At 63.9% G+C, this 21,548-nt stretch carries 28 protein-coding genes and 1 tRNA gene; 17 read left to right on the top strand and 12 right to left on the bottom strand.

Annotated features, from left to right (window positions below; genetic code table 11):
- Window positions 1-70 precede the first annotated feature (70 nt).
- Window positions 71-147 (bottom strand) — tRNA-Pro (locus AAFG07_RS10425).
- A 78-nt stretch (window positions 148-225) separates the two neighbouring features.
- On the opposite strand from AAFG07_RS10425, the gene AAFG07_RS10420 reads away from it, so the two are divergent.
- The 4 genes from AAFG07_RS10420 to AAFG07_RS10405 all read left to right on the top strand — a co-directional run bounded on the left by AAFG07_RS10420 (window position 226) and on the right by AAFG07_RS10405 (window position 3,807).
- Window positions 226-1,212 carry an L-threonylcarbamoyladenylate synthase gene (locus AAFG07_RS10420; RefSeq protein WP_342727187.1) on the top strand — a complete coding sequence of 329 codons (987 nt, stop codon included), beginning with the start codon at window positions 226-228 and terminating at the stop codon, window positions 1,210-1,212.
- 111 nt (window positions 1,213-1,323) lie between these two features.
- Entirely contained in the window at window positions 1,324-2,751 is a 1,428-nt protein-coding gene (locus tag AAFG07_RS10415; RefSeq protein WP_092124607.1) for an FAD-binding oxidoreductase, read from the top strand.
- Window positions 2,752-2,765: 14 nt separating this feature from the next.
- The gene (locus AAFG07_RS10410; RefSeq protein WP_342727186.1) at window positions 2,766-3,206 is read left to right on the top strand and encodes a GNAT family acetyltransferase; all 441 of its coding nucleotides are present in this window, start codon (window positions 2,766-2,768) and stop codon (window positions 3,204-3,206) included.
- A gap of 19 nt (window positions 3,207-3,225) precedes the next feature.
- Window positions 3,226-3,807, top strand: coding sequence for a GDP-mannose pyrophosphatase (locus AAFG07_RS10405; RefSeq protein ID WP_342727185.1), 582 nt, complete (start codon window positions 3,226-3,228; stop codon window positions 3,805-3,807).
- A 392-nt stretch (window positions 3,808-4,199) separates the two neighbouring features.
- Here AAFG07_RS10405 and AAFG07_RS10400 read toward each other — a convergent pair whose 3' ends face one another.
- The gene (locus AAFG07_RS10400; protein WP_176533100.1) at window positions 4,200-4,640 is read right to left on the bottom strand and encodes a hypothetical protein; all 441 of its coding nucleotides are present in this window, start codon (window positions 4,638-4,640) and stop codon (window positions 4,200-4,202) included.
- Between the two features lie 258 nt (window positions 4,641-4,898).
- Between AAFG07_RS10400 and AAFG07_RS10395 the strand changes: the two genes are divergently transcribed.
- Window positions 4,899-5,153 carry a hypothetical protein gene (locus tag AAFG07_RS10395; protein ID WP_342727184.1) on the top strand — a complete coding sequence of 85 codons (255 nt, stop codon included), beginning with the start codon at window positions 4,899-4,901 and terminating at the stop codon, window positions 5,151-5,153.
- Window positions 5,154-5,238: 85 nt separating this feature from the next.
- Here AAFG07_RS10395 and AAFG07_RS10390 read toward each other — a convergent pair whose 3' ends face one another.
- A complete protein-coding gene (locus AAFG07_RS10390) occupies window positions 5,239-5,712 on the bottom strand; it encodes a hypothetical protein (protein ID WP_342727183.1) in 474 nt (157 codons plus the stop codon).
- A 124-nt stretch (window positions 5,713-5,836) separates the two neighbouring features.
- Between AAFG07_RS10390 and AAFG07_RS10385 the strand changes: the two genes are divergently transcribed.
- Both AAFG07_RS10385 and AAFG07_RS10380 read left to right on the top strand, forming a co-directional pair.
- The gene (locus AAFG07_RS10385) at window positions 5,837-6,604 is read left to right on the top strand and encodes an SDR family oxidoreductase (protein ID WP_342727182.1); all 768 of its coding nucleotides are present in this window, start codon (window positions 5,837-5,839) and stop codon (window positions 6,602-6,604) included.
- Between the two features lie 169 nt (window positions 6,605-6,773).
- Window positions 6,774-7,034 (top strand): helix-turn-helix domain-containing protein, encoded by a 261-nt coding sequence (locus AAFG07_RS10380; protein WP_021076090.1) that lies wholly within the window; start codon window positions 6,774-6,776, stop codon window positions 7,032-7,034.
- Here the strand turns inward: AAFG07_RS10380 and AAFG07_RS10375 are convergent.
- The gene (locus tag AAFG07_RS10375) at window positions 7,031-8,017 is read right to left on the bottom strand and encodes a hypothetical protein (protein ID WP_342727181.1); all 987 of its coding nucleotides are present in this window, start codon (window positions 8,015-8,017) and stop codon (window positions 7,031-7,033) included. The two genes, AAFG07_RS10380 and AAFG07_RS10375, sit on opposite strands and share 4 nt — an antisense overlap.
- Window positions 8,018-8,146: 129 nt before the next feature.
- Between AAFG07_RS10375 and AAFG07_RS10370 the strand changes: the two genes are divergently transcribed.
- Window positions 8,147-8,674: a collagen-like protein gene (locus AAFG07_RS10370; RefSeq protein ID WP_342727180.1), complete on the top strand. Its 528-nt coding sequence runs from the start codon at window positions 8,147-8,149 to the stop codon at window positions 8,672-8,674.
- Window positions 8,675-8,730: 56 nt separating this feature from the next.
- On the opposite strand, the gene AAFG07_RS10365 is transcribed toward AAFG07_RS10370, so the two are convergent.
- Together AAFG07_RS10365 and AAFG07_RS10360 are read right to left on the bottom strand one after the other, a co-directional pair.
- Window positions 8,731-8,958, bottom strand: a complete 228-nt coding sequence (locus AAFG07_RS10365) for a hypothetical protein (RefSeq protein ID WP_342727179.1) — start codon at window positions 8,956-8,958, stop codon at window positions 8,731-8,733.
- A 98-nt stretch (window positions 8,959-9,056) separates the two neighbouring features.
- A complete protein-coding gene (locus AAFG07_RS10360) occupies window positions 9,057-9,323 on the bottom strand; it encodes a DUF2277 domain-containing protein (RefSeq protein WP_342727178.1) in 267 nt (88 codons plus the stop codon).
- 119 nt (window positions 9,324-9,442) lie between these two features.
- On the opposite strand from AAFG07_RS10360, the gene AAFG07_RS10355 reads away from it, so the two are divergent.
- Entirely contained in the window at window positions 9,443-9,688 is a 246-nt protein-coding gene (locus AAFG07_RS10355) for a DUF2188 domain-containing protein (protein ID WP_016840968.1), read from the top strand.
- Between the two features lie 15 nt (window positions 9,689-9,703).
- Here the strand turns inward: AAFG07_RS10355 and AAFG07_RS10350 are convergent, their stop codons facing one another.
- The gene (locus AAFG07_RS10350) at window positions 9,704-10,393 is read right to left on the bottom strand and encodes a metalloregulator ArsR/SmtB family transcription factor (protein ID WP_342727177.1); all 690 of its coding nucleotides are present in this window, start codon (window positions 10,391-10,393) and stop codon (window positions 9,704-9,706) included.
- A 138-nt stretch (window positions 10,394-10,531) separates the two neighbouring features.
- Between AAFG07_RS10350 and AAFG07_RS10345 the strand changes: the two genes are divergently transcribed.
- The 3 genes from AAFG07_RS10345 to AAFG07_RS10335 all read left to right on the top strand — a co-directional run bounded on the left by AAFG07_RS10345 (window position 10,532) and on the right by AAFG07_RS10335 (window position 12,183).
- A complete protein-coding gene (locus AAFG07_RS10345) occupies window positions 10,532-10,933 on the top strand; it encodes a nuclear transport factor 2 family protein (protein WP_342727175.1) in 402 nt (133 codons plus the stop codon).
- A 308-nt stretch (window positions 10,934-11,241) separates the two neighbouring features.
- Window positions 11,242-11,595: a hypothetical protein gene (locus AAFG07_RS10340; RefSeq protein ID WP_342727174.1), complete on the top strand. Its 354-nt coding sequence runs from the start codon at window positions 11,242-11,244 to the stop codon at window positions 11,593-11,595.
- A gap of 177 nt (window positions 11,596-11,772) precedes the next feature.
- On the top strand, window positions 11,773-12,183 hold the full coding sequence (locus AAFG07_RS10335; protein WP_342727173.1) for a hypothetical protein: 411 nt from the start codon (window positions 11,773-11,775) through the stop codon (window positions 12,181-12,183).
- Between the two features lie 97 nt (window positions 12,184-12,280).
- Here AAFG07_RS10335 and bfr read toward each other — a convergent pair whose 3' ends face one another.
- Together bfr and AAFG07_RS10325 are read right to left on the bottom strand one after the other, a co-directional pair.
- A complete protein-coding gene (gene bfr / locus AAFG07_RS10330) occupies window positions 12,281-12,769 on the bottom strand; it encodes a bacterioferritin (protein WP_092126895.1) in 489 nt (162 codons plus the stop codon).
- Between the two features lie 228 nt (window positions 12,770-12,997).
- Window positions 12,998-13,270: a (2Fe-2S)-binding protein gene (locus AAFG07_RS10325; protein ID WP_016843730.1), complete on the bottom strand. Its 273-nt coding sequence runs from the start codon at window positions 13,268-13,270 to the stop codon at window positions 12,998-13,000.
- Between the two features lie 385 nt (window positions 13,271-13,655).
- On the opposite strand from AAFG07_RS10325, the gene AAFG07_RS10320 reads away from it, so the two are divergent.
- A complete protein-coding gene (locus AAFG07_RS10320; RefSeq protein WP_050422015.1) occupies window positions 13,656-13,961 on the top strand; it encodes a hypothetical protein in 306 nt (101 codons plus the stop codon).
- Window positions 13,962-14,197: 236 nt separating this feature from the next.
- Entirely contained in the window at window positions 14,198-14,482 is a 285-nt protein-coding gene (locus AAFG07_RS10315) for a hypothetical protein (RefSeq protein ID WP_092124594.1), read from the top strand.
- An 81-nt stretch (window positions 14,483-14,563) separates the two neighbouring features.
- Here AAFG07_RS10315 and AAFG07_RS10310 read toward each other — a convergent pair whose 3' ends face one another.
- Entirely contained in the window at window positions 14,564-15,796 is a 1,233-nt protein-coding gene (locus AAFG07_RS10310) for a lytic murein transglycosylase (RefSeq protein ID WP_342727172.1), read from the bottom strand.
- A 243-nt stretch (window positions 15,797-16,039) separates the two neighbouring features.
- On the opposite strand from AAFG07_RS10310, the gene AAFG07_RS10305 reads away from it, so the two are divergent.
- Window positions 16,040-17,131, top strand: a complete 1,092-nt coding sequence (locus AAFG07_RS10305) for a toll/interleukin-1 receptor domain-containing protein (RefSeq protein ID WP_342727171.1) — start codon at window positions 16,040-16,042, stop codon at window positions 17,129-17,131.
- Between the two features lie 30 nt (window positions 17,132-17,161).
- Here the strand turns inward: AAFG07_RS10305 and AAFG07_RS10300 are convergent, their stop codons facing one another.
- Together AAFG07_RS10300 and ettA are read right to left on the bottom strand one after the other, a co-directional pair.
- Window positions 17,162-17,746, bottom strand: coding sequence for a TIGR00645 family protein (locus tag AAFG07_RS10300; RefSeq protein WP_342727170.1), 585 nt, complete (start codon window positions 17,744-17,746; stop codon window positions 17,162-17,164).
- 167 nt (window positions 17,747-17,913) lie between these two features.
- Window positions 17,914-19,563 (bottom strand): energy-dependent translational throttle protein EttA, encoded by a 1,650-nt coding sequence (gene ettA / locus AAFG07_RS10295; RefSeq protein ID WP_342727169.1) that lies wholly within the window; start codon window positions 19,561-19,563, stop codon window positions 17,914-17,916.
- 270 nt (window positions 19,564-19,833) lie between these two features.
- On the opposite strand from ettA, the gene AAFG07_RS10290 reads away from it, so the two are divergent.
- Entirely contained in the window at window positions 19,834-20,100 is a 267-nt protein-coding gene (locus tag AAFG07_RS10290) for a hypothetical protein (protein ID WP_342727168.1), read from the top strand.
- Window positions 20,101-20,563: 463 nt separating this feature from the next.
- The gene (locus AAFG07_RS10285) at window positions 20,564-21,526 is read left to right on the top strand and encodes a D-2-hydroxyacid dehydrogenase family protein (RefSeq protein WP_342727167.1); all 963 of its coding nucleotides are present in this window, start codon (window positions 20,564-20,566) and stop codon (window positions 21,524-21,526) included.
- The last annotated feature ends 22 nt before the right edge of the window (window positions 21,527-21,548 follow it).

The raw sequence follows: 21,548 nt of genomic DNA, 5'->3' as shown, positions 1-21,548 counted from the left end.
TGCCGCGCCCGAAATCGATGCGCATTTCGTTGCGCACAAAAAACACAGAAACTATAAGTGCTTGAAAGAATGGTCGGAGTGGCAGGATTCGAACCTGCGACCCCTGCGTCCCGAACGCAGTGCTCTACCGGGCTGAGCCACACTCCGACTAAGAGGCCGGCTTATAGCGTCGGGTTTCGGGGACCGCAAGGGACCACAGGCAACCAATTGAGGAATTGAGTCACAGTGGATACAGGTCTGAAAACGCACATTTTGCCCGCCGGCGCCGCCGCTACGGCGACCGCGGCCGGGGTCCTGGCCGAGGGCGGCCTGGTGGCGTTTCCGACCGAGACGGTTTATGGCCTCGGCGCCGACGCCGGCAACGCCGCCGCGATCGCCCGGCTCTACCAGGCCAAAGGCCGGCCGGCCTTCAATCCGCTGATCGCCCATGTCGCCGATCTCGGCGCAGCGCGCCGGATCGCCCTGTTCGACGGGCAGGCCTTGCGACTGGCGGAAGCGTTCTGGCCCGGTCCCCTCACCCTGGTGCTGCCGAAGGCGCTTTCCTGCCCGGTCGCCGAGCTCGCGACCGCCGGGCTCGACACGGTCGCGATACGCATTCCGGCCCACAAGGTGGCGCGCGACATCATCAAGGCGTTCGGCGGTGCGGTGGTAGCGCCATCGGCCAATCTCTCCGGCCATGTCTCGCCAACCACGGCCGAGCATGTGAACGGCGATCTGGCGGGCCGGATCGACATGATCGTCGACGGCGGCCCGGTCGAGGTCGGCGTCGAATCCACCATCGTCGGCTGCTTCTCCGATCCGGTGCTGCTGCGGCCGGGCGGGCTGACGCGGGCCGAGATCGAGCGCGTGCTCGGCCATCCGCTGCAATCGCCGCCCCCCGATGCGGAAGGCGACGCTCAGCCGATCGCCCCGGGCATGCTCGCGTCACATTATGCGCCGCGGACACCGGTCCGGCTCAATGCGAGCGACGTCCATGTCGGTGAAGCCTTGCTGGCGTTCGGACCGGTCAAGGTCGGGCGGCGCGAATGCGCCTCCGTGGAGATGAACCTGTCCGAGCGCGGCGATCTCGCCGAGGCCGCCGCCAATCTGTTCGGCTACCTTCGCACGCTCGACACGAGAAACGCAGATGCTATCGCCGTGATGCCCATTCCCGAGGACGGGTTGGGCGAAGCCATCAATGACCGGCTGCGCCGCGCAGCGGTTGGGCGGTAACAAGCATGACCCGGAAAGGTGCAAGCCGGTTTTCCCCGCGACAAACGCCAAGCGTTTGCGCAGAGGTCATGCCGCAATAAAGATCCCGACTGAGTGAAAGACCAAGAAAAAATGAACATCGTCCAATCAGCGGTGCCGCCGCTTCCGCCCGAATTGCTTGCAAAATTCCGCGCTATCGTCGGCGACAAATATGCCGTGACCGATGCCGCCGACATCGAGCCTTACGTCACCGAGGAGCGCGACCTGTTTCACGGCCGCTCGCCGCTGGTGCTGCGCCCGGGCTCGACCGCCGAAGTCGCTGCGATCTGCAAGCTTGCGAGCGAGCACAGGATCGCGCTGGTGCCGCAGGGCGGCAACACCGGCCTGGTCGGCGGCCAGACACCGCATCATGGCGAGGTCGTGGTGTCGCTGCGGCGGCTCGACAAGATCCGCGACATCGATGTCGAATCCAACACCATGACCTGCGAGGCCGGCGTCGTGCTGCAAATCGCGCAGCAGAAGGCAGCTGACGTCGACCGGCTGTTTCCGCTGTCGCTCGGCGCCGAAGGCAGCTGCACCATCGGCGGCAACCTTTCGACCAATGCCGGCGGCACCGGAGCGCTCGCCTATGGCGTGGCGCGCGAGATGGCCCTCGGCGTCGAGGTCGTGCTCGCGGATGGCCGCGTGCTCAACGCTTTGTCCAAGCTGAAGAAGGACAACACCGGCTACGATTTGCGCAACCTGTTCATCGGTGCCGAAGGCACGCTCGGCATCATCACCGCCGCAACCTTGAGGCTGTTTCCGAAGCCGCGCGCGGTTGAGACCGCCTATGTCGGCCTGAAATCGCCGGCGGCGGCATTGAAGCTGCTGTCGATCTCGCGCAACGAGGCGGCAGGCAGCCTGACGAGCTTCGAATTGCTCGCCGACATCGCGGTCGATTTCTCGATCCGCCACGGCATCGATATCCGCGATCCGCTGGAGAGCAAGCACCCTTGGTATGTGCTGATGGAATTGTCGTCGTCGCGCGACGATGCCCGCGACGCGCTGGAGGCGATCCTGGCCCAGGGCATGGAAGACGGCATCGTCGATGACGCCGTCATCGCCGCCAATCTGAGCCAGCGTCAGGCGTTCTGGAAACTGCGCGACGAGATGTCGGCGGCGCAGAAGCCGGAGGGCGGCTCGATCAAGCACGACATCTCAGTGCCGGTCGCAGCCGTTCCCGCCTTCATCGCGGAGGCCAATGCGGCGGTCGTAAAGCTGATCCCGGGCGCGCGGCCGGTGCCGTTCGGCCATCTCGGCGACGGCAACATCCACTACAATGTCAGCCAGCCGGTCGGCGCCAATGCGGCCGACTTCCTGGCGCGCTGGCACGACGTCAATGCCGTCGTGTTCGAGATCGTGCTGCGGATGGGCGGCTCGATCTCGGCCGAGCACGGCATCGGCGTGCTCAAGCGCGACGAGTTGCCCGACGTCAAGGACAAGGTCGCGATCGAGCTGATGCGGCAGGTCAAGGCGATGCTCGATCCGCTCGGCATCATGAACCCGGGCAAGGTGCTGTGACCGTGCAGGCGACAATGCCCTCCTCTCTGGCCATTGCAGAGATCACCGACGCCGACGTCGCCGATGTCGTCGCGCTGTGGCAGGCGTGCGGCCTGACGCGGCCGTGGAACGATCCGGCCGCCGACATCGCACTGGCACGGCGCGGACCGAGCTCGGCCGTGCTGGTCGGCCGCAGCTCGGACACGATCGTCGCAACCGCGATGGTCGGCCATGACGGCCATCGCGGCTGGGTCTATTACGTTGCAGTCGACCCCAGCTTCCAGGGCAAGGGGCTTGGCCGCGCCATGATGGCGGCGGCCGAGGACTGGCTGCGCAATGCCGGCGTGCCGAAGCTGCAATTGCTGGTGCGTCGGGAGAACGCCAAGGCCGGCGCATTCTACCGATCGCTCGGCTATGAGGAATCGACCTCGGTGATGCTGGCCAAATGGCTCGACGGTCGCGAAGCGACGCCGTGACAGAGTTGAGGATCGACGCATGAGCATCGCCGACCGCGTCCGCGTCAAGGACGTCCAGCTGCTGTCGAAGCGCCGCTACGAGCTGAAGAGTGCGACGTTCGACTACCGCCGCAGCAATGGCGAATGGCAGACCCAGGTGCGCGAGGTCTATGACCGCGGCAACGGCGCGGCGCTATTGCCCTACAATCTGAACACCCGCACCGTGGTGCTGGTGCGGCAGTTTCGCTATCCCGCATTCGCCAACGGCTACGACGATCTCCTGATCGAGGCCGCCGCCGGCATGCTCGACGACGCCGCGCCGGAAGCACGCATCCGTGCAGAGGCGGAGGAAGAGATCGGCTACCGGCTCGATCATGTGCGCAAGGTGTTCGAAGCCTTCATGACGCCGGGCGCGGTGACCGAGAAGCTGCATTTCTTCGTCGCCGAATACGACGCCGCGATGCGCGTCGGTGATGGCGGCGGGCTCGCCGACGAGGGAGAGGACATCGAGGTGCTGGAGCTTGCGATCGACGACGCGCTCGCCATGATCAGCGATGGCCGCATCGTCGACGGCAAGACCATCATGCTGCTGCAATACGCAGCGCTGCATCTGTTCAAATGAACGCTGCGCCGTCCCGGCCCGGACCGAGGCGGCTCGCGCGATTAGCTGGACAAGAATATCGAAAACAACCCCATGCAAAGTAGCCGGCGGTGGCCGGCGCTCGACTTGACACGTCGGGCAACTCACGGATACGCTTCCAGTATTCCGAAATCACGCAGTCGCGCGCTGGCCCCTGGAGCCATTTCCGTTCCGATGGAATCGGAACGGGGCGATAATGCTCTAGCCCCGTCATCCTGAGGTGCGAGCGAAGCGAGCCTCGAAGGACCGACGGCCCCGATGGTGGCCGATTCATCCTTCGAGACGGCCGCGTTGCGGCCTCCTCAGGATGACGGAGTTGGTCTGAATCCGTCTCGGCGATCAGCCTTCGCTGCTGCAGCTCCACACCGTCAACTCTACTGCATCGTGATCGCAAGCCCGCTCAGATCGGCATTGGCCATCAGGCCGACCTGGTGGCCGGTCAGTTCGAGCACCGCGCCTTTCTGATTGGTCAGCACGATCGCGCGCGCGCCGCGGCCGAGGGCAAGCCCGGCGCCCGCCGCGCCATAGACGCCGGCAACGTCGGACGGACGATTGATGTTGCTGACGCGGCCGCGCAACACGGTCTTGGAGCCGCCGAACACCAGGCCGTAGTCGAGGCCGCCGGTGGACAGCCGATAGGAGCGGCCGCGGAACGTCAGCACGCCGCTGCCGCCGGAGCCGCCGATGAACCATCCGGCCTTGTAGATCGTGAGCGTCACGAAGCCGCTGTCGGCGCGCGCGGCGGTCGAGACAGCGAGGCCGGTGAAGGCCATCAGTGCGACCAGCGCGGCGCGAAGGGTGGATGAAAGTTTCATGTGCGGTCTCCCAGGATTTTCTCACGTCGATTTGCTCGCGTCGCGACGCGGGCACGAATCGCAACGCGCCGACTGTAGCAAGCGCGTCGTCCGGCGCAATTTGGCACAGCCGGTGCCCATTGGTGACGGGAATGTCCGCGGGAACCGTGTTGAACCTGTTCCCCGGGTTGCAACACTCACTGCATGTCCGGGGCGATCGGCCCCTGAGCTCCAGGATTTCCCCGCGGAGCATTCACTTTTTCAAACCGGAGATTTTCCATGCGTCGTCTTGCGATTGCCTGTGCCGCCATCGTCGCCACTGTGTCCCTGCTCGCCGCGGCAAGCCCCGCTAGCGCCACGCCCTATCATCTGATCCGTTGGCAAGACACCGGCTTCTGCCAGATCTGGGACCAGAGCATTCCGACCACGCCGTGGCCGGCGAACTTCGCCGTCGTCAGCGAGGAGCTGCCGACCTTCGACGCCGCGTTCAGCTACAAGACCGGCCTCCTCAACAACGGCACCTGCTCGTTCTGAGCGCCCCCCGATCACGCACAGGGCAGACACGCGGCAACAGCGCGGCGTCCGCCCTTGTGCTGTGAGGCCATAACGCTATCGCGCGTCAGTGATGCCTGATCAGCGCGTCACGCGCAGCGGCGAGTTCGAGGAATGCCGGGCCGTTGCCGCCACCGTCAGGATGCACCGTCTTGGCGGCGCGCTTGAACGCCTGGTGGACCTCGTTCGCGGCGAGGCGGCGGCCGAACGGCAGGCCAAGCAATTGCCGGCAGCGCTCGTCCTGCGTCAGCACCTTCGGTGTCAATCCACGCCGGCCGAATTGCGGCGCGGACAGCATGTGCAGCGCATCGCTGACGATGCCGAGACGGCGCAGCGCCATCGATCTGGTCCGGCGGTCGGCCGATTTCAGCGCCGCCTGGCGCAGGATCGGCAGCACCTGTGCGGCCGCATGCCGCAGCGTGTCGTCGATGTCGGTCGTGGCGATCTCGGCGATCATTCTGGCCATTTCGCGATAGTCGGGATCAGGCGCCGCGCAGAAGCGCGCGATCGCGACTTTCCAATGTCTGATATGCTGGTCCATGATCGGTCCGTACTGTCAGCCGAATCCGGATAACAGCAACGCGCAAACGCGGCTTGGCGTTTCGGTTGGCGCAGTTTTGAATAGTGTTGTCGGCAACGCTCATAAATCAGAACGAGGAAACGCTATGGCCCTTCTCGACAATCACATCGCCGTCATCACGGGTGCGGGTTCGGGCATCGGCCGTGCCATCGCCGCGGGCTACGGCCGCGAGGGTGCGCGCGTGGTGCTGCTCGACATGAACGGCGATGCGGCAGCGGAAGCGGCCAACGAGATCCGGAACGCCGGCGGCAAGGCGGAGAGCTTTGCGCTCGACGTGACCAATCTCGACGCCTGCATCGCGATGGCGAAGCAAATCGCCGACAAGGTCGGCCCCGTCTCGATCCTGGTCAACAATGCCGGCATCGCGCGCCGCAACGGCATGCTCGGCGCCGACGAGGCCGTGATCAAGGATTGGGAAGACATCATCTCGATCAATCTCACCGGCGTCTTCAACGTGACGCATTCCTTCCTCGCGCCGCTGCGCAAGAACAAGGGACGCATCGTCAATATCGGTTCGATCCAGTCCTTCGTGCATCTGCGTACACCGAGCTCACCGGCCTATACCGCCTCCAAGCACGGCGTGCTCGGCTTCACCAAGGCATTGGCCGCCGAGCTCGGCAAGGACGGCGTGCGCGTCAACGCGATCGGCCCCGGCTTCATCGAGACGCCGCTGAACGAGAAGGTGCGCGCCTCCAACCCCGACCTCGTGAAAGTCTTCATGGACCACACCCCGCTCGGTCGCGCCGGCAAGCCCGAGGACATCGTCGGCCCCGCGATCTTCCTCGCCTCGGACCTCTCGGCCTACGTCTCGGGTTCGATCGTGATGGTCGATGGCGGCTACCGAACACTGTGACGGATGGAACCGCAATCGTGGCGATTTCTGGGTATTTTGCTTACAAAGCAGGGAGTTAGGGGCGCGTTAAGGAATTGTTAACCAAACCGGCACACCGTTGATTTACGGGGTAGTTGGTTCTCGATGTCTGCGCCTCATCGACGAGGCGGGCGTTGATCGGGAGGAGTTCATGTCTTACGCATCCACCGTACCGTCGCCGGAAGCACTGCTGCCGTCGCTGGCTCCAAATGAAATCGTCCCACTGCTGATCGGCGCGACCGTCGATGAGGTCGAGCGGGAACTGGTGCTGCAAACGCTCGCGCGCTGCGACGGCAACCGCACCCGTGCCGCGCGCGTGCTCGGACTGTCGGTGCGGACATTGCGGAACAAGATCCGCGAATATTCGGCCGACGGCATCGACGTGCCGCACAGCGAGCACGCCGCGGCCTAGATCGGCAGGTCGATCGCAAGGCGCCGCCAGCGCGACAGCAACGCGGCGTCATCGTCGCCGAGGCCGCGTGCGAGGCGCACGTCGGTCGTCGCAGTCCGTTGCAGCGTCTGGCCCACCAGTGCGGTCGCATAGTCCCAATAGCCGCGCCGGCCGTTCGGATCCGCCGCGACCAGGGATTTTGCGAGGATCTCGACATAGATCGCGGTGGCAGCCTTGTGCCAGAGCTGACCTGCGCGCACCTCCGCAGAGGCCGCGCCGGTCCGCGCCTGCCACATCAGCCAGTAGTTTTCCTCTCCATTTGCCCAATCCGATGACGGCGGAGACGGATCAAGACATGGCGAGCGGCAGGCGAGTGGCCGCATCGTGCGGGCGTCGCAGAACACGGAATAGTCGAGCTTGTCGTACCAGCTTGCGCGCAGCAACCGGCGGATCTCGTCCTGCTCATCCGCCGCGAGCTGCCGCCTGCCCGTTCGCTCGAGATCGGCGACGATCGCGGCCACGCGATCACGATCGAATGGCTCGACCTCGAGCACTACGCCGATATTGTTCGGAAACAGCGCATCGAGCATGGCGACCATCTCGCGATAGAACGCGCGCGCCAGGCCGCCGCCGCGCCAAGACTTCCCGATGCCGACATGGTTGCAAAAGATCAGGTCGCTTGCGTGATCGTAGGTGAAGAAGCCGAGCCCGACCGCGCGCGCGGCGCCGGCGCGCAGGATGAAGCAGCGCGAGTCGAGACGATAGGACATGCTGAGGCCACCGACGCTGAAGTGACGCCGCTCGCCGACATCATCCGACAACAGCCAGCGCACGATGTCGTCAGGGCTGTCGCGCTCGCTCGCAGGAAACAGCTCTTCGTAGAGCTCGAGCACACCCGTGCTGCGAAAGGCCGCTTCATCAAGCACATCGTGTCGCGTCACGACGATGTCGAGCGATTGCGGTTCGCCCGCAGCTTCGCGGTACATGCCGTCCAGAACCCGCAACACGCCCTCCGTTGTCATATGTGCATGGAATTATGACTGTTGATCGCTTGCATCGGCACCGGCAGGCAGAATTGAAGCCGTCCTCCAACCTCTGTTACAAGCGGCTTCAAATCGCGACGGAGCATAGCAGTGGCTGACGAGACAGTTTCCCGCCAGGGGTCACGAGGGGCACAGGGGCCGCAGGGCCGTCAGGGCGAGCCGGGAAAGCCCGGACCGCAGGGACATCCGGGGCGGCCGGGGCCGGAAGGTGCGCGCGGCAAGCCGGGTCCGCAGGGCAAGGCCGGCGTGGTCGGAAAAGCTGGCCCCCAGGGCAAGCCGGGGGCGCAAGGCAAGGCTGGCGCACAAGGTCCGCGCGGCGAGGCTGGTCCACAGGGCCCGCAAGGTCCCGGCGGCCCGCGCGGTGAAGCCGGCCCGCCCGGCCAATTGCCGTCGATCGAGCAGGTGATGCCGTGGCTGCACATGATCTTCGACGCCTGGGAAGACTACAAGCGCACCAAGGAGCGTGAAGCCGCAGAGCTCGCCGAACGTGATGCAGCCGAGCGCGCGGCAGCGGAGGCGATCGCCCTTGACGTCGACGCGATCGATTTCGCTGATGATGACGACGAGGACGACGATCACAAGAAAAAGAAGAAGCACCGCAAGAAGGACAAGAAGTAACCCTTCTTGTCCTTACGCAGCGACACGGCCAGCTGTGTCCGTGTCGCGCTCGATGCTCATCGCTCGATGCGCGGCTTGGCCGGAGGATCGGACGGCCGGGCAAGCTGCATGAGCTGGAAGACCCAGCGCATCGCGTAGTACCAGGCAACACCGGCGAACGCCCCGCAGGCCGACAGGATGATGACGTTGGCGAGGTCGATCGTGCCGCTCGACCACAGCATGCCGCAGGTCCAGAGAACGGCGAACGCAATCGAACAGAATGTGAGCAGGGCGGCGGGCTTCATGGCGTTTGCTCCGGGACCGGGGTGAACGGCCACGATGCCCGCGGGCAGCGCGCCACACCGTGACCTGCATCACGGAATGCGCGAGCCTCAGCCTGGCCTCAGCCGAACCGCAGCCGCGAACGCTCCCTCGCCTTCTCCGCCTCGACCTCGCGATCGCGCGCCGGCGACGTGGTCTGCAACGAGATCAGGAGCCTGCGCGCGGCGTCCGAGACCTCGATCACCGCAAGGTTGAAGGCGGCCTCATTGGCCTGCGACGGCTTGTTGAAGCCGGACAGTTTGCGCACGAATTGCAGCGCCGAGGCGTGGATCTCGTCCTCAGTGGCGGGCGGCTCGAAGTTGAACAGCGTCTTGATATTGCGGCACATGTCGTTTTCCCTTGCCCGCACCTCGGGGCTTGTTGCTCAAAGACGATCGGCTGCTGCAAAATACGACATCGTGGTCTATTCTGGCAGCCTCATCGTCCACGGCGGAAACGAGGTCCCCGATGAGCCACGTGATCTACAAGGTCGTCCAGCACGATGGCGGCTGGGCCTATACCGTCAACGGGGTGTTCTCGGAGCCGTTTCCAACCCATGCCGCGGCGCTTGCCGCCGCCCGGCGCGCCGCCAACGAGCAGCGCGTTCCCGGGCGCACCGAGGCGATCCAGTACGAGACGTCGGACGGCAAATGGCTGACCGAAACCGCCTCCGGCAACGACCGCCCGGAGACCGAGGTCGAGGACGGCCGCTAGCACGGCCTCGCGGCGTCAGAATGGAACCTCGACGCCGAGCCGGTCGAAAAACGCCCGCCCCCGGTCGGTGATCCGCAACGCGCGCGGAATCCGATGCGGCGCAACGCCGCGCATCGCGACCAGCCGCGCCAGCACGGCGTTGGCGAACGGACCCGCGAGATGCGGCACGCGCTCGGTCCAGTCATTGCAGAGCCGCAGATGCGGCAGCCGCGCCGGGTCGAAATCGACCTCTTCGGCGCGGCACCAGGCCAGCCCCTGCTCGGTCACGCGACCATCGCGACCGTCGATGACGACGAGGCGGCGCCGCACCAGCGCATTCGACAGCAGCACGCCGAGCTGGCCCGCCAAGTGATGGTAGCAGGTGCGCGATTGCCTGAGCTGCTCGGCGGGCATCGCGCGCTTGCGCCCGGCAGTGGCTTTCGCCGCAAGATCGACCAGGTTCTCGATCAGCGCCGCGACGTCGTCGTCCCTGATCCGGTAATATCTGAACCTGCCCTGTGCCCACACCGACAGCACGCGCGCATCCACCAGCTTCTGCAGATGCGCACTGGCGCCCTGCGGCGAAATGCCGGCCACCGCGGCAAGCTCGCCGGCCGGCAGCGCCTTGCCGTCGGCCAGCGCGCTGACCATGGCCTCGCGCACCGGATCGCCCAATGCCTCGGCGATTCGCGAAAATCCCGTCTGCACCGATTGGGATGATCTCACTACATCGTCCTCCGGATCGCGCAACAACGTCCCATCCGCATTCACCGTGCTGTGAAACTCATTTCAGTTTTTCCTGAAACGTCGTGACAGCCTCTTCCGCTCAAATCGGCGTCATCAGACGAAACGCAAGGAACAATCATGACAGCCGGCAATACCGACGCGGAACGCATCTACAGGCTCTGGGACGAGGCCCTCGGCAACAAGGACCTCGAGGCGGCGCTGGCGCTCTATGCGCAAGATGCCTCGATCGAAAGCCCGCTGGTCCTGCATTTGATGCAGACCCAGGACGGGATCGTCCAGGGCCGCGACGCATTGCGCGAGTTCATCACGCGCGTGTTCCGCACCAACCCGCCGCAGCGGCGGCGCTTCAAGCAGGGCTTCTTCAGCGACGGCCGAATTCTCACCTGGGAATATCCGCGGCAGTCTCCGGACGGCGACCAGATGGATCTGGTCGAGGTCATGGAGATCGAGGACGGCCTGATCCAGCGTCACCGGGTCTATTGGGGATGGTACGCGCTGAACGTGCTGAAGGCGAGCTGAGCACATCTCCGCCAGCCGCGCGGCGCAGCGCTCGGATAACGCCTTTCCGTCATGCTAGGCTTGCGTCGAAGCGGCCGGACAAGCGCGCCGCGCGTTGGGGGAAGCACAACGATCCGCTTGTGCGCGGCGCGCACGAAGAAGCCAGCCTGAACGCGACGATCCCGCACTGCATCACGGACAACAGCGCCGGCTCGCTGATTCTTTGGGCATGCATCTCGTGCGCGGTTCGTGCCTAATCGCACCAACATCGGATTCGCGCGCGAGGCGATGCGCGCGTATCACGCATAAGGTTGTCGCGGAGGGATGCGATGCGAAGGCTCACGCATGGCGCGATGCTTGCGTGGCTCGCCATGATGGCGGGCGCAGCGCTGGCGTTCGACAACGGCCAATACGACAACGTGCCGCCCGATATCCGTGCCTGGTTCAAGAGTGTGATCGCGCCGAACGGCGTGCCGTGCTGCGATATCTCCGACGGCCATCGCACGAGCTATGATGTTCGGGGCGGCGCCTATTGGGTGCCGATCGAGGGCGAATGGATGATGGTGCCGGAGCGCGCGGTCATCCGCGATCGCGGCAACCCGGTCGGTGAGGCCGTGGTGTGGTACGTGCACCACCGCGGCAACATCATCATCAGCTGCTTCGTTCCGGCGGACGCGGTCTGAAGCGCTGCCACGCAATCGCGCCAATTTGAAACAGATACCTCCTGTTAACCTTACTTTTTAACCAATAATTAAGGATGAGTTTGCGGGCGCCCTCAGGCGCGGCCTAGCGTCTGCAGAAATGCTCCGTAACCGCGAGTGGTGCCGGCCATGGCTTGTCGAACAATGGCTCATCGACCAATGGTGTATCGAACATATGGGGCGCTGATCGCGTCCCTTGGCGTTGCAGCGCTGCTGCTCGCTTCCTCCACCGAGACCAATGCGAGATCCGGAACGGCGCCGCGCGGTACGTTTTCCGCGCACCATCCAGCCTTCCGTCATCATGTGCGGGTGCCCGGCATCGTGTTGCCGGACGCGGGCGGATACTATGATGGCGCGGCGGGCGTTCCCTTCGCCGCCGAGGTCCCGGCGCCGGCGTCGAACGACGTTCGCTATACCTACACCCAGGACGTGCCCTGGGATTGGGCGCATCGGTATCCGCCGGCCGTGGTGCCGTCGGATCGCCCCTATGTGTCGAGCTGCCCCACCGAGAGCGTGACGGTGCCCGGCCGCGACGGCGATCGCACCATCAACATCATCCGCTGCTACTGACCGATCACTTCATCCGGATCGCGAAAACGAAAGAGGCCGCCCGCAAGGACGGCCTCTCGCATTTTTGAAAGCCAGTCTCCGAGCGCGAAGAGGCCGATCAGGACTCCTCGCCCTTCAGATGACCGACGTGCTTCTGGGTGTAGAGCTCAAGACCGATGCGCTTGATCAGGTCGAGCTGGGTCTCGAGGAAGTCGATGTGGTCTTCCTCGTCCTTCATCAGCTGCTCGAACAGGTCGCGGCTGACATAGTCCTTGACGCCGTGGCAGTAGGTCGCTGCCTCCTGATAGAGCGTGCGGGCGCCGATCTCCGCGGCTAGGTCACACTCGATGATCTCCTTGACGTCCTGGCCGATCTTCAGGGGATCGAGCACCTGCAGGTTCGGGAAGCCGTCGAGAAACAGGATGCGATCGACGAACTTGTCGGCGTGCTCCATCTCCTCGATGGACTCCTTGCGCCAGACCTTGCCCATCTCCAGGAGGCCCCAATTGTTGAGCATGCGGTAGTGCAGCCAGTATTGATTGATGGCGGTCAGTTCGCTGCGCAGCCCCTTGTTCAGATAATCAATGACCTTCGGGTCGCCTTGCATGATCCACTCCACCTGTCGCGGCCAAAACCGGCCAGCACTGAATTTAGAACGCTTCTAAATCAGATTGCCGGAGAGAGCAACCCTTCGCGGAAGCAGCGCGTGGATAACCGGATTCGGGGGATTTGCTGAGGCAGAACGTTTCCGGCGACGTTGCAGCCGGATCGCATGAAGAAAACGCATTGAAACGGGAAAGCCTCGGTTCTGCGTCGATCAGAACCCGAAATGGCCTTAGCAGGCCGCGAGCGCGAATTCGGCCGGCTCGGCGTCTTCGTTGGCGGCGTGCGGATGGCCGCTGTGGGGGCAGCCGGAGCAGCATGCCTTGGCGCAGGGGCCAAGCGCCTCGTCGATGATCGCCTTGATGGTGCGCGCGCAGCGGCCGCATTCGGCACTACAGCCGAGGCAGCCATACACCTGCTTGGCATTTCGTGTCACAGACCCGCCGCCATTGACGGCATTGCGGACATCGTGGTCGCTGAGGACGTTACAGGAACAGACAATCATCAGAAGAGGCGGGTCCAACGGGTGATGCTCGCCAATATGGATATTGTCGGCCCCGGCCGGATGCAAAGGGAAAAGCCGGTTCTTGTAGCAATTCCAAACTGATGCGGGATTCATATTGGAATGAATCTAAATCGGTCGGCCCCGCCTTTCGGGAATAGGAAGCCCATCAGGTCGGTCTACCGGGCCAATCCCGGCTTCCACCGCTCCAAGCACCGGTTCACTGCGGCTAAAAGCTTGTTCGTTGCAAGATATGCCAAAAGCTGCAAGCATTTGGACGCGAATACGGCAGCGTCGTTCATTGATCATTCAAGCGGAATATGGAACCCTTGAGGCGAGACAGATCGCCAAGGTACGCTGTCCCTGCTCCCGTGAGAAAGGTGAGGTCATGAAGAAGACATTGCTGGCGCTTTGCGCCGCCGCCACTCTGGCGGTTTCGGCTGTGGCGGTGCCCGCCCCCGCCCAAGCACAACGCGGTGTCGCCGCTGGCGTCGCTGCGGGATTGATCGGTGGTGCCATCGTCGGTGGCGCGATCGCTTCGCAGAACGGCTACTACGGTCCGGGCTATGGCTACTACGCGCCCGGTCCGGCCTATGTCGCCGAGCCCGGTTACGGTCCCGATTGCTTCTGGCAGCGCCAGCGGTTCTGGGACGGCTACACCTGGCGCGTTCGCCGAGTGCGCGTTTGCGATTGATCGCCGTTCATCTCGATTAATTCGAACCAGATGTCCCGGAAAACCGACTGTTTGTCCGGGACGTCTGCTTTAGAAGGCCAGAAAAAACCGCTTTTCTACGCGATGAGCCTGCGGACGTTTACTTTCGGTTGACTGTTCTGCGCTGTTTAGCAAGACAGCAGTTCGAGATCAGCGTGTGAGTCACCTAAACCCGGCGTCGGACCACGACGCCACCACCTTCCAGGAGAGCCAAAGACATGAAGAAGACTTTAGCTGCCCTTGTCGCCGTTACCACGATTGCCGGTTCGCTGGCCGTTGCTCCGGCCGCCAAGGCTGGTGACGGCGGGGCCATCGCGGCCGGCGTTGCCGGTGGCCTGATCGGCGGCGCCCTGCTCGGCGGCGCGATCGCAGGCGCCCGTCCCGCCCCGGTCTATGTTGCGCCGGCACCGGTTTACGTCGAAGAAGCTCCGTGCCGCTGGGTTCGTGAGCGCTTCTGGGACGGCTACGGCTGGCGCTTCCGTCGCATCCAGGTTTGCGACTGATCGAAACGCTATTCAGCATCACCCTCGAAAACCCGGCCTCGCGGCCGGGTTTTTGTTTTCCGCCACCAGCAGGCTTGGCGATCAGCGCTGCCCGTTCATCGCGCGCAGCACCGCCTCGCTCGGCCAGCAATCGACCTTGAGCCCGGCCTGCTTCTGATAGGCGCCGAGCGCGGCGCGGGTCTGCATCCCGGCCTTGCCGTCGAGCTTGTCCTTGTAAAGCCCGATCTTCGTCAGCTGCTGCTGCATCGCCTCGACGTCGGCGGAGCGCAGCTGCTTCGATGCAGACCATGGCGTCACGAATGGCTGCGGGCTCGTCATGCGGTCGGCGAGATGGCCCACGAACAGCACGTAGAGATCGGAGAAATTGTACTCCTTGATCACGAAGTAGTTCGGCGTGGTCAGGAAGGCCGGGCCATAGATGCCTTCAGGCTGCAGCAGCGAGGCCGATTGCGCCTGCTCGGTGGCGCCAAGCTTCAGCCCGCGCACCGGCACGAAGCCTGCCCGCAGCCACTGGCTGATCGGTTTTGTCACTTCGGGCACACCGATTGTGCAATCGGCATTGGCGGGTGCTGTGACCTCGTAGGCCCAGCGCACCCCGGGCTGCCAGCCCTTGTTGACGAGCTGCTGCGCGGCGGAGGCGAGCGCGTCCGGCACCGAATGCCAGATGTCCACCTTGCCGTCGCCGTCGAGGTCGACGCCGTGCTTGTAATATTCCGATGGCAGGAACTGGGTGTATCCGGTCGCCCCGGCCCAGGATGAGCGCAGCTCCTTGCGCGTCACGGCCCCCTCACTGAGGATCTTCAGCGCAAGGATGAACTCGGTGCGGTACTGATCCTTGCGGCGGCCGACATAGGCCTGCGTCGCCACCACGCGCAACGTGTCGTAGGGCAGCGAATAGCGGCCATAGTCGGTCTCGCGGCCCCAGATCGCCAGCACGATGGTGGCCGGCACGCCGAACCGCTTCTCGATCGCGTCGAGCGACGGACGATACTTCTGCAACAGCCGCTGCCCCTCGGTGGCGAGCCGCGCGATCGAGGCTTCCTTGATGTAGTCGGCCGGCACCTGCACGAACTCGGCCTGCGCCGGCGCACCGGTCTTCGGACGTCCGGGCAGGATCAGGTCGGGCAGCTTGTAGTCGGGCTCGAGGGAGCGCGTCTCGCGATCGAAGGTTTCGCGCGACACGCCGGCCGCCTTGGCTTCCGGCCACAGCGAGGCGATGAACTGGGTGAACGCGGCGTCGGCGGCGGATGCGGGCCGTTGCAGCGGCACACACAGCAGCACCGCGCATGCGACGATGGTGGCTGGCCATTTCATGATCGATCTCACCTAGTGTCCCGAATCCGAAGTTCGTATCATTCGCCGCACCTTCGGAGCGAACTTCGGATTCGATAAGGACACTAGCAAACTTATGATTCTAGTGTGCTTTATGAATGCGAAGTTCGTGAAAGCGGCTGCCGCGAAATCACACGAACTTCGCATTCAGCACACTAGCGGAAACAGGCATTGCAACGCGGATTCGGCAATGTCAGAATTCAATTCTGGGTGGTAAGTTTTGCCATGCGCATATTTTTGTCATTTCCCTCCGAATTGGAATCGCAGGCTGACAACATCGCTCAGTCCCTGCGCAATTGCGACCATGACGTTTTCTTTTCGCACGACGATCTCCCGCCGGGCGACAGCTTCGATGCGCGCGTCGAAAAAGCCATCGAAAGCAGCGATTTTATGGTGTTCCTGATCAGTCCGGAATCGGTGACCAAGGGACGCTACACCTTGAGCGAGCTCGCCTTTGCCCGAGCCAGGTGGCCGAACCCGAGCAATCGCGTGTTGCCGGTGATGATGGCGCCGACCCCGCTCGACCAGGTCCCGGCCTATCTCAAGGCGGTCACGATCCTGGAGCCGCAGGGCAGTGCCGCGGCCGAGACGCGGGCCGCGGTGGACCGCATGCTGGCGGCCGAGAGCGCGCAGTCGCGCGGCCGACCGAATTTGCCTTTCCTCGTGCTGGCGCTTGCGTCCGCCGTCATGTGCAGCCTGGTCGCGACCTATGCGCTCAACGTCCTGCAATATTCGTTCGTCGTCTCAGACGCGGGCGGGATCACGATCCTGCCCGGGGTGATCTTCGGCGCGGCGATCGCCGCCTGCAATGTCGTGTTCGGCGCCAAGGACCGGTTTCAGCTGGCGCTGGTGGTCGCCATCACGACCGCGGCATGGATCGCGGCCTATGATGCCAGCGCCGTTACGCTTCAGGCGCTCGGCCAGTACGCGAAGACCGTCCCGGTCGACGGCAATGCCGCGAGCCCGGCTCAGATCACCGAGACGCTCGGCAACAACCCGTTGATGGGTTATCTGATCGGCGGCATCGGCGGTGCGGTGGGCGGAGCGATCACCATTCTCGGCGTGCTCCTGACCAACCCCGCGTTCAGGCGGATCGACAGCGTCGTGGTGACCTGGATCGCAGCCATCGCGGCCGGAACCATTTACGGTGCAATCGTCAGGCTGCCGACCTTGCTGGGCTGGCTGGTGCTGTTCGGCGTCTGGCAGACCGCGTTCATCCTTGCCATGGCCCGCGGATTTCCGCGCGGTGCGGCGCAGATCCCCGAATGGCTCGGCAGATCCGCGCCGGCATTGTTTGGCCAGCGCGCCGCGCGATGACGCCGCGCCGGCCATTAGTCGTTGTCCCGGCTAGTGCCCACCCTGCTGCTTGGCGCCCTCGATCGAGTCGTTCGACAGCTTGTCGACGATGGCGATGCCGATCGCCGACAGGATAAAGACGCAGTGGATGATGGTCTGCCACATCACGCCGGTCTCGGTGTAATTGCCCTTGCCGGACGACAGCGCGCCGGCCTCGATGAAGGTGCGCAGCAAGTGGATCGAGGAGATGCCGATGATCGCCATCGCCAGCTTGATCTTCAGCACGCTGGCATTGACGTGGCTGAGCCATTCCGGCTCGTCCGGATGTCCCTGCAGATTGAGGCGCGACACGAAGGTCTCGTAGCCGCCGACGATCACCATCACCAGGAGGTTCGAGATCATCACGACGTCGATCAGGCCGAGCACGGCCAGCATGATCTGCTGCTCGCTGAAATCGAAGGCATGGGCGAACAGGTGCCACAGCTCCTTCAGGAACAGCACGACATAAACGCCCTGGGCGATGATCAGGCCGACATAGAGCGGCAATTGCAGCCAGCGCGATCCGAAGATCAGCATGGGAACGGGACGCAGCGGCCGGCCCTTCGAGCGGGCGGGCGCGTCTGATAGTGCGGACATGTTGGGGTGCTCGCGGAATTGAAATTGCGGAGCGCTCTATCTACGCAATCCCGCGCAGTTGAAAAGCGACAACTGGCCGCAGATTGCGCCGCGATGCCGTCACGATCCTGCAAAACGAGTGAGTGGTCGAACGCGGCGCGATAGCCGCGCTCGACCACCTCAACCGATCAGCGCGTCAGCTTCTTGTACTTCACGCGGTGCGGAATGATGCTGTCCTGCCCGAGCCGGCGCATCTTGTCCTTTTCGTAATCCTGGAAGTTGCCCTCGAACCATTCGACATGGCTGTCGCCCTCGAAGGCCAGGATGTGGGTCGCGATGCGGTCGAGGAACCAGCGATCATGGCTGATGATGACGGCGCAACCGGCAAAATCCTCCAGCGCCTCTTCCAGCGCACGCAGCGTGTCGACGTCGAGGTCGTTGGTCGGTTCGTCGAGCAGCAGCACGTTGGCGCCCGACTTCAGCATCTTGGCGAGATGCACGCGGTTGCGTTCACCGCCCGACAGCGCGCCGACCTTCTTCTGCTGGTCGGCGCCCTTGAAGTTGAACGACGAGCAATAGCCGCGCGAGTTGACTTCCTTCTTGCCGAGCAGGATCAGCTCGTTGTTGCCTGAGATCTCCTCCCACACCGTCTTCTTGCCGTCGAGCGCGTCGCGCGACTGGTCGACATAGCCGAGATGTACGCTCTCGCCGACGGTGATGGAGCCCTTGTCCGGCGTCTCCTGCTTGGTGATCATCCTGAACAGCGTGGTCTTGCCGGCGCCGTTGGCACCGATCACGCCGACGATGCCGCCCGGCGGCAACTTGAAGGTGAGATCGTCGATCAGCATGCGGTCGCCAAAACCCTTGCTGAGGCCTTCGAAGTCCACCACGTTCTGGCCGAGACGCTCGGCCACCGGAATCGTGATCTGCGCGGTCTGGGTCTGCTTTTCGCTGGCCTGCTTCAGCAGATCTTCATAGCGCTGGTAGCGTGCCTTGGACTTGGCCTGACGCGCCTTCGGCGAGGACGCGATCCACTCCTGCTCGCGGGCCAGCGTCTTCTGATGCGCGGCGTCTTCGCGGCCCTCCTGCTCGAGCCGCTTCTGCTTCTGCACCAGCCAGGACGAGTAATTGCCCTCGTAGGGAATGCCGCGGCCGCGGTCGAGCTCGAGGATCCAGCTCGTGACGTTGTCGAGGAAGTAGCGATCGTGGGTCACGATCAGGATCGCGCCGGGATAATTCCGCAGATGGCCTTCCAGCCATGACACCGACTCGGCGTCGAGATGGTTGGTCGGTTCGTCCAGCAGCAACAATTCCGGCTGGTCGAGCAGCAGGCGGCACAGCGCGACGCGGCGGCGTTCACCGCCCGACAGTTTTGTGACATCGGCATCATCAGGCGGGCAGCGCAGCGCGTCCATCGCCTGGTCGACCTTGCTGTCGAGATCCCACAGGCCCTGCGCCTCGATCTCGTCCTGCAGCTTGGTCATTTCGTCGGCGGTCTCGTCCGAGTAATTGACGGCCAGCTCGTTGTAGCGGTCGAGGATCGCCTTCTGCTTGGCGACGCCGAGCATGACGTTCTCACGGACGTTGAGCGCGGGATCGAGGTGCGGCTCCTGCTCGAGATAGCCGACGCGGGCGCCCTCGGCGACCCAGGCCTCGCCGTTATATTCCTTGTCGAGACCAGCCATGATCTTGAGCAGCGTCGACTTGCCCGAGCCGTTGACGCCGAGCACGCCGATCTTGGCGTCCGGATAGAAGCTCAGATGGATGTTATCGAGCACCTTGCGGGTCGGATAAGCCTTGGTCAGACCCTGCATGAAATAGATGAACTGGCGAGCCATCCGCTGTCCCTGGAATTGATCCGATTTGTGGAAATTTTGCTGTGGCCGATGTAACGGCCGGCCCCCTAAAGCGCAACCGTGGGGCGGTCGTTTTCCATCCGTTCACCACGTTCCGTCCATTCGCCACGGGTGATTACGGGTTCGACACCATGTGCGCGCCGAATCACGACAATTGAAACTATCTTTTAATAAATCAGGCCAAAACTCGTTCTCAACGCCGAAAACGGCGATTTTCGCGGCAGAACCGCGACAAACAGTTGAGGCCACGTCATGGCTACCATCATTTCAGCACCTCTTTCGCGCCCGACGACCAAACGCGAGGCGACGCTGTTCGCCGAACTCCGCACCTTCTGGCGGGCCTTCGTCGCCAAGGCTTTCAATCCCTACCGGCCGGAACTGCACTATATGCGCGGCCCGGGCCCGGCCTGCCGTGCCAAGCAGATGGCGCTGTCGCCCGCGGTCCGATCGATGCTCGCCGATATCCGCACCGCGAAGGCACGCAAATCGCCGATGATGGCGCAAACGCCACGCGATTGACGGCCCTTACGGGCCAAAGTGTTTCAACTGTTCGTGCGGGTCCCAATCTGCAGTTGGCGCGTGTCCCTTGCTAAACCAACTCATGCCGGCCCCAATCCAGTCTGCGCGCCATCGCTCATAGACCGACCGACGCTTAGCCAAATCGCCGCCGGCTACGTCGTCGTAGCCAAAATGAATCCCGCAGCAAGGACAAATCTCGTGTGATGACAACGTCCCATCCCATGGAGAAAAGTCGAGGCCATAGCCACACGCGGGGCAAAAATGGGTCACGGCACCTAAATCTCCATCAACGCCACTAATTGGCGTTTACGCCATTATACCGCACAATCCGCCACCATCACTTCGGCAATCGCCGCATTTTGAAACCGCGGCCGCTTGCGCGCCTGCCGATTGCGCGCGACCATGACGGGCATCCCGACGGTCGATCTCCCGCCGTCGTCCTCACCCTGAATGGACCTTTCCGATGACGCGGCTGCGCTGTGCAATCCTCGACGACTATTTCGATATCGCGCTTTCGCTGGCCGACTGGCCGGCAATCGAGGATCGCGTCGAGGCTGTCGTGTTCGACAAGCCGTTCACGAGCGAGGCGGATGCAGCAGCCAAGCTGAAGGATTTCGAGATCATCTGCGCGATGCGCGAGCGCACACCGTTCCCGCGCAGCCTGCTCGACGCCTTGCCCAAGCTGAAGCTTCTGATCACGTCGGGTATGCGCAACGCCGCGATCGACATGGAGGCCGCCAAGGACCGCAAGGTGGTGCTGTGCGGCACCCAGTATAGCCGCGATCCCACCGCGCCCCTGACCATGGGCCTGATCCTGGAACTGACCCGCGGCATCGGCCGCGAGAATGCGCGGATGCACGCCGGCGAGGCCTGGCAGAGCTTTGCCGGCACCGAGATCGAGGGCAAGACGCTCGGCGTCATCGGCCTCGGCAAGCTCGGCAGCAAGGTCGCCGGCATGGCCAAGGTTTTCGGCATGAACGTGATTGCCTGGAGTCCCAATTTGACGCCGGAGAAGTGCAAGGAGGCGGGCGTCGGCTACGCCAGCAAGGACGAGCTGTTCGCGACCTCGGACATCATCACCATCCATGTCGTGCTGAGCCCGCGCTCGCGCGGACTGGTCGGCGCCGCCGATCTCGCCCGCATGAAGCCGTCAGCCTATCTCGTCAACACCGCGCGCGGGCCGATCGTCGACGAGGGCGCCCTGCTGGTCGCGCTGCGCGAGAAGAAGATCGCCGGCGCCGGCATCGACGTGTTCTCGGTCGAGCCACTGCCGATCGATCACCCGCTCCGCAAGCTCGACAACGTCGTGATCACGCCGCATCTCGGCTACGCGACGCGCGAGAGCCTGCAGGCGCATTATCAGCAGATGGTCGCGTGCATCGACGACTTCACCAATGGCAGCGAGCCGCCGCGGCGTTTGGCCTGAGCATCGGACATTTCCGGCAACA

Origin of the sequence: Bradyrhizobium sp. B097, from assembly GCF_038957035.1 — a bacterium.
Taxonomy (GTDB): Bacteria; Pseudomonadota; Alphaproteobacteria; order Rhizobiales; family Xanthobacteraceae; genus Bradyrhizobium.
This window is presented reverse-complemented; position numbering and strand designations above follow the sequence as displayed.